This is a genomic window from Streptomyces sp. NPDC034086, assembly GCF_055575515.1.
The window spans coordinates 318,978-328,914 of sequence record NZ_JBVISM010000003.1 but is presented as its reverse complement, the minus strand read 5'-3'; the positions used below and the strand labels follow the sequence as shown (position 1 = coordinate 328,914).

General features: G+C 74.6%; 8 protein-coding genes. 6 read left to right on the top strand and 2 right to left on the bottom strand.

Annotated elements, in window-relative coordinates:
- Nucleotides 1–727 precede the first annotated feature (727 nt).
- The 3 genes from ACZ514_RS11455 to ACZ514_RS11445 all read left to right on the top strand — a co-directional run bounded on the left by ACZ514_RS11455 (nt 728) and on the right by ACZ514_RS11445 (nt 4,847).
- Entirely contained in the window at nt 728–2,623 is a 1,896-nt protein-coding gene (locus tag ACZ514_RS11455; RefSeq protein WP_469124605.1) for a C1 family peptidase, read from the top strand.
- 173 nt (nt 2,624–2,796) lie between these two features.
- The gene (locus ACZ514_RS11450) at nt 2,797–3,504 is read left to right on the top strand and encodes a GntR family transcriptional regulator (RefSeq protein WP_469124604.1); all 708 of its coding nucleotides are present in this window, start codon (nt 2,797–2,799) and stop codon (nt 3,502–3,504) included.
- Nucleotides 3,501–4,847 (top strand): MFS transporter, encoded by a 1,347-nt coding sequence (locus ACZ514_RS11445; RefSeq protein ID WP_469124603.1) that lies wholly within the window; start codon nt 3,501–3,503, stop codon nt 4,845–4,847. Before ACZ514_RS11450 ends, ACZ514_RS11445 begins: the two co-directional genes overlap by 4 nt.
- A 1-nt stretch (nt 4,848) precedes the next feature.
- On the opposite strand, the gene ACZ514_RS11440 is transcribed toward ACZ514_RS11445, so the two are convergent.
- A complete protein-coding gene (locus ACZ514_RS11440) occupies nt 4,849–5,676 on the bottom strand; it encodes a maleylpyruvate isomerase family mycothiol-dependent enzyme (protein WP_468163880.1) in 828 nt (275 codons plus the stop codon).
- Between the two features lie 139 nt (nt 5,677–5,815).
- Between ACZ514_RS11440 and ACZ514_RS11435 the strand changes: the two genes are divergently transcribed.
- Complete coding sequence (locus tag ACZ514_RS11435) at nt 5,816–6,613, top strand: carbon-nitrogen family hydrolase (RefSeq protein WP_468163878.1); 798 nt, start codon at nt 5,816–5,818, stop codon at nt 6,611–6,613.
- Between the two features lie 38 nt (nt 6,614–6,651).
- On the opposite strand, the gene ACZ514_RS11430 is transcribed toward ACZ514_RS11435, so the two are convergent.
- Entirely contained in the window at nt 6,652–7,170 is a 519-nt protein-coding gene (locus ACZ514_RS11430; RefSeq protein ID WP_468163876.1) for an LURP-one-related/scramblase family protein, read from the bottom strand.
- 32 nt (nt 7,171–7,202) lie between these two features.
- Between ACZ514_RS11430 and ACZ514_RS11425 the strand changes: the two genes are divergently transcribed.
- Both ACZ514_RS11425 and ACZ514_RS11420 read left to right on the top strand, forming a co-directional pair.
- Entirely contained in the window at nt 7,203–8,018 is an 816-nt protein-coding gene (locus tag ACZ514_RS11425) for an ATP-grasp domain-containing protein (RefSeq protein ID WP_469124602.1), read from the top strand.
- Between the two features lie 55 nt (nt 8,019–8,073).
- Nucleotides 8,074–9,912: a thioredoxin-like domain-containing protein gene (locus tag ACZ514_RS11420; RefSeq protein ID WP_468698546.1), complete on the top strand. Its 1,839-nt coding sequence runs from the start codon at nt 8,074–8,076 to the stop codon at nt 9,910–9,912.
- The last annotated feature ends 25 nt before the right edge of the window (nt 9,913–9,937 follow it).

Below are 9,937 nucleotides of genomic sequence, written 5' to 3'. Positions count from 1 at the left end.
GCTGCGCCGCCGGGCCGCGTCCGCAGCTGCGGCCCGCTGCGCGGAGCTGCTCCCCTCCCCGCCCTTCCACCGTTCCCCGGGGCTCCCGCCCCGGACTACGCTTCCGGGCTGCGCCCGGGGACCCAGTTCCCAGCTGCGCCGGACTTCGCGTCCGGGCTGCGCGCGGGGTGCCGGTTTGGGGCTGCGCCCCGGGCCCCGGTTTGGGGGCTGCGCCGCCGGGCCGCGTCCGCAGCTGCGGCCCGCTGCGCGGAGCTGCTCCCCTCCCCGCCCTTCCACCGTTCCCCGGGGCTCCCGCCCCGGACCCCGCTTCCGGGCTGCGCCCGGGGCCCCGGTTCCCGGCTGCGCGCCGGACTCCGCTTCCGGGCTGCGCCTCCAACCCCGCTTCCGGGCTGCGCCCGGGGACCCGGTTCCCGGCTGCGCGCCGGACTCCGCTTCCGGGCTGCGCCCCCCACCCCGCTTCGGGGCTGCGCCCGGGGACCCGGTTCGGAGACTGCGCGGGCCGGGCCCCGGGTCCGGGGCTGCCCCCGCCCCCGCCCCGGGCCCCGGGTCCGGGGCTGTGCCCCCGCCCGCCGGCGCCCGGGCTTCCCCGTCGGTGCACGCGCCCCCGGGGCGGGCTCGCGTACGACCCCCGTGCCACCGCGCGACCGCGCGGCCCCCCTTGACGGGGGAATGCGCCGGGGAGACGCTCCCCGGGCTCATGACCGAGGTTGCAGCTGGGGGGCCGGGGATGCCGGAGGAGTCTGTCCAGACGGCGGGGGAGCTGCGGGCGCGGCTCGCGCGGCTCGGGGCGCGCTGGAGCGTCATCGAGCGCCTGTCGGACGGCGACCCCGTACCGAGGCCCGCGCTCGGGCTGGAGCCGGGGCCGAACCTGACGCCCGCCGCGCAGGCGGGTCCGGTGGACCTGCGGGCGCTGGTGGGGAGGCCGAGCGGCAACCCGCACCTGACCCGGCGCCGCGCCGCCCACGGGTTGCTACCGGGAACGGCCGGCGGCGGTCGCGGCGGCACCGCCCGCCCCACCGCCGTCGACTGGCGTGACCGGTGGGGCCGGCCCTGGCTGACGAAGGTCAAGGACCAGAACCCCTGCGCCGCCTGCTGGGCCTTCGCCGCGGCCGGGCTCGTCGAGTCGATGGCCCGGATCGAGCACGACGTGTGGGCGGCGCGCTCCGAGGGCGACGTCCACGGCGGCCTGAAGTCCGCCTGCGGGCAGGGCGGCGACCCGGAGACCGCCCTCGACTGGATCAGGGACAACGGCGGCCTCGCCGACCCGGACTGCCGGCCGTACAGCCCCCCGCCCCCCGGTCTGCCGGCCGAGCGGCGCGACGCCTGGCGTGCCGAGTACACGCCCGGCTGGGACCGCTCGGGCCGCACCGTCCGCATCACCGACTACGTACGCCTCGGCGACGTCGAGCAGCAGAAGGTGTGGCTGGACACGGTCGGCCCGCTCACGGCCTGCTTCGACGTCTACGACGACTTCTTCGGGCTCGGCTCCGGCGTCTACCACCGCACCAGCGAGCGGCTCGCGGGCGGCCACTGCGTTCTGGTGGTCGGCTACGACGACGCGGCCGGCTGCTGGCTGTTCAGGAACTCCTGGGGGACCGGCCACCACGTCGGCGGCTACGGCCGGATCGCCTACGGCGAGGCCGACATCGACCACTGGGCCAAGTGCGGCCTGCGCGACACCAACGTGGACCCCTGGAGCAAGCGCCGCCTGCATACGGGCAGCGTCTACGAGAGCGGCAACGGCCGGGCCCACCGCAACTTCGAGATGGCGGCCACCGCGGGCGGCGGCCGGCTCCAGCACTGGTGGCGCGAGGGCGAGACCCCCTTCGCCTGGTCCCGGGGCCGGACCTTCGCCTGCGACGCCTCCGGCCAGCCCGCCTTCACCGGCAGCACCTACAACCGCAACATGGAGTCCCTGCACGTCACCACCGGCGGCCGGCTGCGCCACTGGTACTACGAGCAGGCCTTCGGCGTCTGGCGCGACGGCGGCGCCTTCGGCCCGGGGGACGCGGCCATCGGCTCCACCCCGGCGTTCATCCAGAGCGACTACGGCAGTCCCGGCAACTTCGAGGTGGTCGTCCGCACCGCCGACGGCCGCCTCAACCACTGGTGGCGGATCAACGGCGCCCCCTGGACCTGGCACGACGGCGGCCGCTTCGCCTCCGGCATCGCGCACTACGGCCCCGCCCTCGTCCAGACCCGCTCCCGGACCCTCGACCTGGTGGCCGCCCGCACCGACGGCCGGATGCAGCTGTGGTGGCGCGACGATCCGAACGGCTTCGTCTGGCGGGCCGGGGAGGTCTTCGGCGGCGGCGCCGGCTCGGCGCCCTGCCTGATCGAGGGCCCGTGCGGCGCCGCCGACGAGGACACCGCCGGGAACTACGAGCTGTGCGTGGCCCGCACCGACGGCCGGGTCGAGCACTGGTGGCGGGGGAACGAGGCCGGCGCCCCCTGGACCCGCGGCGCCGTCTTCGGGCACGACGCGCTCGCGGTCACCGGGATGCTCCAGGGCAGCTTCGGGTTCAACCTGGAGGTCGTCGTCCTGCGCACCGACCGTCTGCTCCAGCACTACTGGCGCGACGGGGCGGGCTGGCACGAGGGCGCGGTGATCGGCCCGGCGTGACGGCCCGGCGTGACGGCCCGGGGAGCCGGCCGGTGGAAGCCGTTCGTGCCGGAGGCCGGGGTCACCGGCGCCGGGTGAGCGCCCCGCCCCGTACGACCCCGGCCACGGGTCCCCGGCGTCCACATCGCGGACGGGGCAGATCGTTGTGTCCCTCATGTATCTATCCTGTGCGCATGCCATCAGCCACCCCTGTCACCACGGCCGCGGACCGGGTCTACCGCCACGTCAAGCAGGGCGTGCTCGACCGCCGTTACGAGGGCGGGATCCTGCTGACCGAGGGGGAGCTCGCCGGGGCGGTGGGCGTCTCCCGCACCCCGGTCCGCGAGGCCCTGCTCAGGCTGGAGACGGAGGGCCTGCTCCGGCTCTACCCGAAGAAGGGCGCGCTGGTGCTGCCGGTCTCCGCGCAGGAGATCGCCGACGTGGTCGAGACCCGGATGCTCGTCGAGGAGTTCACCGTACGCAGGGCCGTGCCGGCCCCGCCCGCCCTGCTGGAGCGGCTCGCGGAGCTGCTGGAGGAGCTGCGCCGGTGCGCGGCCCGGGGAGACCTGGCCGCGATGACCACCGCCGACCGGTGCTTCCACGCCGAGATCGTCCGCAACGCCGGGAACGAGATCCTCAGCCGGCTCTACGACCAGCTCCGCGACCGGCAGCTGCGGATGGGCGTGGCCCTGCTGCACGCGCACCCCGAGCGGGTGGAGCGTACCCTCGACGAGCACGCGGAGGTCCTGGACGCCCTGCGCGCCGGGGACGCGGAGGCCGCCGCCGCGGCGGTGCGCCGCCACGTGGCCCGGGCCGGGGCGCTGGCGCGGGGCTCCGGCGCCGGCGACGGCCGCGACACCCGCGACACCCGCGACGCCCGCGACGGCGGTGGGGAACGATGACCGCCGATCCGCGCGGCGGCCGCACGGCCGTCGCCGTCTGGTGCGTCGGCGTCGCCGTCTACTTCGTCGCCGTCATCTTCCGCACCAGCCTCGGCGTGGCCGGCCTGGAGGCGGCGGACCGCTTCCACGTTAACGCCTCCGCGCTCTCCACGTTCTCCCTGCTCCAGCTGCTGCTCTACGCGGGCATGCAGGTCCCCGTCGGCCTGCTGGTGGACCGGCTCGGCACCAAGAAGGTGCTGACGCTGGGCGCCGTCCTCTTCACCGCCGGACAGCTCTGCTTCGCCCTCTCCCCCTCGTACGGCATGGCGCTGGCCGCCCGCGCCCTGCTGGGCTGCGGCGACGCGATGACCTTCATCTCCGTGCTGCGGCTCGGCACCCGCTGGTTCCCCGCCCGGCGCGCCCCGGTGATGGGGCAGCTGGCCGGGCTGGTGGGGATGGCGGGCAACCTGGTCTCCACCCTGGTGCTGGCGCCCGTCCTGCACGGCTTCGGCTGGGTGCCCGCCTTCGCGGGCAGCGCGGTGGCGGGCCTGATCGTCCTCGTCCCCCTCGTCCTGTTCCTGCGCGACGAGCCCGAGGGGCACGGGCCCGCGCCCGCCGGCCCCGGCACGGGGGGCTTCGTACGCCGCCAGATCCGGGAGTCCTGGCGGGAGCCGGGCACCCGCCTCGGCCTGTGGGTGCACTTCACCACGCAGTTCCCCGCCATGGTGTTCCTGCTGCTGTGGGGCATGCCGTTCCTGGTCGAGGCGCAGGGGCTGTCGCGGACCACCGCGGGCGGGCTGCTGACCCTGGTCGTCGCCTCGAACATGGCCTTCGGCCTGGTCTACGGCCAGCTCATCGGACGCCGTCCGGCCGCGCGCCTCCCGCTGGCGCTGGGCACCGTCGGCGTCACGGCGCTGCTGTGGGCGTCGGTCCTGGCGTACCCCGGCGACCGGGCGCCGATGTGGCTGCTGGTCACCCTGTGCGCGGTGCTCGGCACCTGCGGGCCCGCCTCGATGATCGGCTTCGACTTCGCCCGGCCCGCGAACCCGGCCGACCGCCAGGGCACCGCGTCGGGGATCACCAACATGGGCGGCTTCCTCGCCTCGATGACCACCCTGCTGGCGGTCGGCGTCCTGCTCGACGCCACCGGGGACGACTACCGGACGGCCTTCTCGTCGGTGTTCGTGGTGGAGCTGCTCGGCCTCACCCAGATCCTGCGCCTGTACCGGCGGGCCCTGGCCCGGGAACGCGAAGCCTCCGCGCCGGAACGCGACGCCCCCCGCCCCGAACGCGACGCCCACGGCTCCGCCGCGCCGCCGGCCGGGGAGGGCTGCCGGAAGTCCGTCCGGCCGGCGCCCCGCTGACTTACGGGGTCACGGCGAACGCCCGGAGGATGGCGGCGGCCAGCTCGGCGTCGCCCTCCACCTTGACCCGGTCGGCGACCGCGCGCGGCCGGACCCGGCCCGCGGCCAGCCGTACGTACGTCTCCCAGTCCATGGCCAGCGACACCGCCGGGCCCAGCGAGGGGGTCTGGTCGAGGGTGGCGCGGCCCGCCGCGTCGACCCGTACCGTCCGCAGGAACTCCACCGGCCCGTGCACGTCGATGACGACCGCAGAGTTCGGCGGCGCGCCCGCGCCCTTCGCGACGACCTTCGGCAGCCCCGCCAGCAGGATGTCCCGCGCCACGAACGCGCCCGGCGAGTCCCAGTTCCCCGGCACGCCCAGCGCGGCGCGCAGGTCCTGCTCGTGGATCCAGGTGTCGAAGGCCCGCAGCCGCAGCGCGAACTCCAGCGTGATCTGGTTCCCCTGCGGCCCGCGCACCATCGTCGTGGCCGGATCCCGCTTCTCGTTCCGCAGCTGGCGTTGGCGCCGGATGACCGTGTACTCCAGCTCCGAGGTCATCTCCGGGGCGGTGTGGTGGCGGCGGACGTCGACCGGTACCTCCATGTACCGGGTGAACTCGTCCACCACGTGTCGCAGGTCGCGCGGCAGCGTGTGGATCGGCCGGGGATCGCCGAGCATTTCCAGCTCGAGGCCGATGATGTGGGACACGACGTCGCGCACGGACCATCCCGGGCAGGGCGTCGGAAGGTTCCACCGGGCCTCCGGGAGGGGGAGGACCAGCTCGGTTATCGCCTCGATGGAGTGGGTCCACGCGTCGGCGTAGGGCTCAAGGCTGGGATGGACGGTCAACGGGACCCCTCGCTGGCTGTTCAGTGGCGCGTTGTGGACTATTCCCAAAACTACGCTGCCGATGAGCACCCCGGCAGCGCTTTCGTGTGACGATCGTAGGCCTTGAGTTGACCGGCTGACATGCCAGGACGGTGGTAGCGTGCGCGCCTCGCTGATTCAAATCGCGGTGAACGAAGCGGAGTCGGTGGCGTCCCGCCGCCAGCGGGCCGCCGGACTCGTACGGGAGCAGAGCGGCTCCGATCTCGTGGTGCTGCCGGAGCTGTGGACCGTCGGCGCCTTCGCCTACGAGCAGTTCGAGACGGAGGCCGAACCGCTGGACGGCCCGACGTACGAGGCGATGTCCAAGGCGGCGCGCGACGCGGGGGTGTGGCTGCACGCCGGGTCGGTGGTGGAGCGCGCCGGTGACGGCTCGCTCTACAACACCGCCCTGGTGCTGTCCCCGTCCGGTGAGCTCGCCGCCACCTACCGCAAGATCCACCGCTTCGGCTTCGACCAGGGCGAGGCGGTCCTGATGTCCGCCGGTGACACCCTGACCACGGTGACCCTGCCGGAGCAGACCCTCGGCCTCGCCACCTGCTACGACCTGCGCTTCCCGGAACTGTTCCGCGGCCTCGTCGACGCCGGTGCCACGACGATGGTCGTCGCCGCGGGCTGGCCGGCCCGGCGGCGCGAGCACTGGACCCTGCTGAACCGGGCGCGGGCGGTGGAGGACCAGGCGTACGTACTGGCCTGTGCGACGGCCGGTACGCACGCGGGCGTGGAACAGGCCGGGCACAGCCTCGTCGTCGACCCGTGGGGCGAGGTGCTGGCCGAGGCGGGCCCGGGAGAGGCCGTGCTGACGGTGGACCTGGACCCGGCGAAGGTGGCCGCCACCCGGGAGCAGTTCCCCGCCCTGAAGGACCGCGCCCTGGGCCTCCACCCCCCGGTCCGCCCGTAGCCCGCCGGGGGCGGGGGCGGAGCTCCGGAACACCCGGCTCAGCCGTCGGAGTCCCCGTCCCCGCCGTCCTCCTCCCGTTCCTTCTCGGCCATCCTGATCACGCACACGGCGAGCGCCACCAGCAGCGCCGCGTCCGCGTCCTCCCGGACCACGTCGACGGCGTACGTCTCGCGGATCCGGTACCACTGGCGGGAGACCAGCGCGAGCAGCTCGCCCTCGTACTCGACCTTGAACTCGCGGTCCAGGATCCGTCCGCTGACGTCGAGTTCCGTGCCCTCGGCCATGGTCACGCGGAAGTGGTTGCGCAACAGGGACAGCCGCTTGCGCCGGATCACCGCGAGGCGCCGGCCGTCCCGCTCCAGGGTCATCGCGTCCCGCAGGGCGAAGAGCTTCTCCCGCAGGGTGAGCAGGATCCGCCCGTCGGGGTCCTTCAGCTCCAGGGTGTCGCGGAAGCGCAGCGCCTTCCCGTCGACGAGGAAGGCGTGCCGGCCGTCCTCGTCCTCGATCCGGTAGTCGTCCCCAATGGCCAGCATTTTGTCCCGAACGAGGTATTTCATGCGGTCATCGCTGCCCGGGATAGCGTGACCCCATGCCCCTCACGCGTCTCCTCTACGTGACCGACCTGGCGTACCCGGCGCGCGGCCGCCGCTACGGCGACGAGGACGTCTTCCTCACCGCCCGCCTGCGCGAACACTTCCGCCTGGCCCTGTGCCACCCACTGGACGCGCAGGCCCTGATGCCCGCCTTCGACGCCGTCGTCATCCGCAACAGCGGTCCGGTCCTGGGGCACCGGGAGGCCCACGACGCGTTCCGCGCGGCCGCCCTCGCCACCGGGACCCCCGTGTACAACCCGCTCACCGGCCGGGGCGACATGGCCGGCAAGCAGTACCTCCTCGACCTCACGGCCGCCGGGTTCCCGGTCATCCCGACCGTGGACGACCCCGCGCACCTGGACCGCCTGCCGAGCACCGGCACGTACGCGGTCAAGCCCAAGCAGGGCGCCGACTCCATCGGCCTCGTCTTCACGGCCACCCCGTCCGGCCCGCCGGGGGAGATCCTCATCCAGCCGCGGATCGACTTCGCGTACGAGGTGTCCTTCTACTTCGTCGACGACGCCTTCCAGTACGCCCTCCACGCCCCGGACCCCGCCCGCCGCTGGGAGCTCACCCCCTACGAACCGACCCGCGAGGACCTGGCCTTCGCCCGCCGCTTCATCGACTGGAACACCCTCGACCACGGCATCCAGCGCGTGGACGCCTGCCGGGCCCCGTCCGGCGAACTGCTGCTGGTCGAACTGGAGGACCTGAACCCGTACCTCTCCCTGGACCTGCTGCCCCGCCCCGTCCGCGACTCCTTCGTGCGGTCGCTGGTCACCTCCCTGGACTCCTTCCTCACGAGCCGCTGACCCGTCCCGCCGGGCTCGGCCGCGGTGGCCGGCGGGCAGCTGGCAAGCTTGAAGGATGAACGATGCTGCCCCGGCGCCCACCCCCGCGCCCGCACCCCGCAAGCGTGCCCGTGTCCGTGCCCCCGAGCTGATCGGCAAGGGGGGCTGGCTGAACACCGGCGGCAAAGAGCTGACCCTCGCCGACCTGCGGGGCAAGGTGGTCGTTGTCGACTTCTGGACGTTCTGCTGCATCAACTGCCTCCACGTCCTCGACGAGCTGCGCGAGCTGGAGGAGAAGCACCGGGACACCGTGGTGATCATCGGCGTGCACTCGCCGAAGTTCGTCCACGAGGCCGATCACGCCGCCGTCGTCGACGCCGTCGAGCGGTACGAGGTCCACCACCCCGTGCTCGACGACCCCGAGCTCGCCACCTGGAAGCAGTACGCCGTGCGGGCCTGGCCCACGCTCGTGGTGATCGACCCCGAGGGGTACGTCGTCGCGCAGCACGCCGGTGAGGGGCACGCGCACGCCATCGCGCGGCTCGTCGAGGAACTGGAGGCCGAGCACGGGGCGAAGGGCACCCTGCGGCGCGGGGACGGGCCGTACGTGGCGCCCGAGCCCGTGGCCACCGACCTGCGGTTCCCCGGCAAGGCGCTGGTGCTGCCCTCGGGGAACCTGCTGGTCTCCGACTCGACGCGGCACCAGCTCGTGGAACTGGCCCCCGACGGGGAGAGCGTCGTACGCCGCATCGGCAGCGGTGAGCGCGGTTTCGGGCCGGACGCCTTCAGCGAGCCGCAGGGACTCGCCCTGCTGCCCGACGGGCGGGTCGTGGTCGCCGACACCGTCAACCACGCGCTGCGGGTCTTCGACCCCGGGACGGGGGCCGTCGAGACCGTCGCCGGGACCGGACGCCAGTGGTGGCAGGGGTCCCCGGCCTCCGGGCCGGCGCTGGAGGTGGACCTGTCCTCGCCGTGGGACGTCGCCTGGTGGCAGGGCAGGGTCTGGATCGCCATGGCCGGCGTGCACCAGCTGTGGACCTGGGACCCCGAGGCGGGGACCGTCGCCGTCGCCGCCGGGACGACGAACGAGGGGCTCGTCGACGGGCCCGCCGCCGAGGCCTGGTTCGCGCAGCCGTCCGGGCTCGCGGCCGCCGGGGACCGGCTGTGGATCGCCGACTCGGAGACCAGCGCCCTGCGGTACGTGGAGCGCGAGGGGGACGGCTACGCGGTCCGGTCCGCCGTCGGCACCGGCCTGTTCGACTTCGGGCACCGGGACGGGGACGCCGGGCAGGCACTGCTCCAGCACCCGCTCGGGGTGACCGCCCTGCCGGACGGCTCGGTCGCGGTGTGCGACACGTACAACCACGCGCTGCGCCGCTACGACCCCGCGACCGGGCAGGTCTCCACCCTCGCCACCGACCTGCGCGAGCCCAGCGACGCCGTCCTGGTGGGCGAGGACATCGTGGTGGTGGAGTCCGCCCGCCACCGGCTGACGCGGCTGCGGCTCCCGGAGGAGGCCGTACGGGTCGACGCCGTCGCGCACCGCACGCGGCGCGCCGCGACCGAGGTGGCCCCCGGCACGCTCCGCCTCGACGTGGTGTTCCAGGCCCCGGCCGGCCAGAAGCTGGACACCCGCTACGGGCCGTCCACCCGGCTGCTGGTGTCCTCGACCCCGCCGGAGCTGCTGGCGGAGGGCGGGGGCGCGGGCACGGACCTGTTCCGCGACCTGGTGCTGGACCCCGCCGTCACCGAAGGGGTGCTGCACGTCTCGGCGATGGCCGCGTCCTGCGACGACGACCCGGAGAACGAGTACCCGGCCTGCCACGTCCACCAGCAGGACTGGGGCGTCCCGGTCGTCGTCACGGCCGCTGGCGCCGCCCGCCTGCCGCTGGTGCTGGCGGGCATGGACGCCTGACGGCGCGTCGGCCGGCGGGCGCTTC

Excerpts from the sequence above, each read along its gene's own strand:
- ACZ514_RS11455 (WP_469124605.1), top strand. The coding sequence starts at position 728 with ATGCCGGAGGAGTCTGTCCAGACGGCGGGGGAGCTGCGGGCGCGGCTC.
- ACZ514_RS11420 (WP_468698546.1), top strand. The coding sequence starts at position 8,074 with ATGAACGATGCTGCCCCGGCGCCCACCCCCGCGCCCGCACCCCGCAAG.
- ACZ514_RS11430 (WP_468163876.1), bottom strand. The coding sequence starts at position 7,170 with ATGAAATACCTCGTTCGGGACAAAATGCTGGCCATTGGGGACGACTAC.
- ACZ514_RS11450 (WP_469124604.1), top strand. The coding sequence starts at position 2,797 with ATGCCATCAGCCACCCCTGTCACCACGGCCGCGGACCGGGTCTACCGC.
- ACZ514_RS11445 (WP_469124603.1), top strand. The coding sequence starts at position 3,501 with ATGACCGCCGATCCGCGCGGCGGCCGCACGGCCGTCGCCGTCTGGTGC.
- ACZ514_RS11425 (WP_469124602.1), top strand. The coding sequence starts at position 7,203 with ATGCCCCTCACGCGTCTCCTCTACGTGACCGACCTGGCGTACCCGGCG.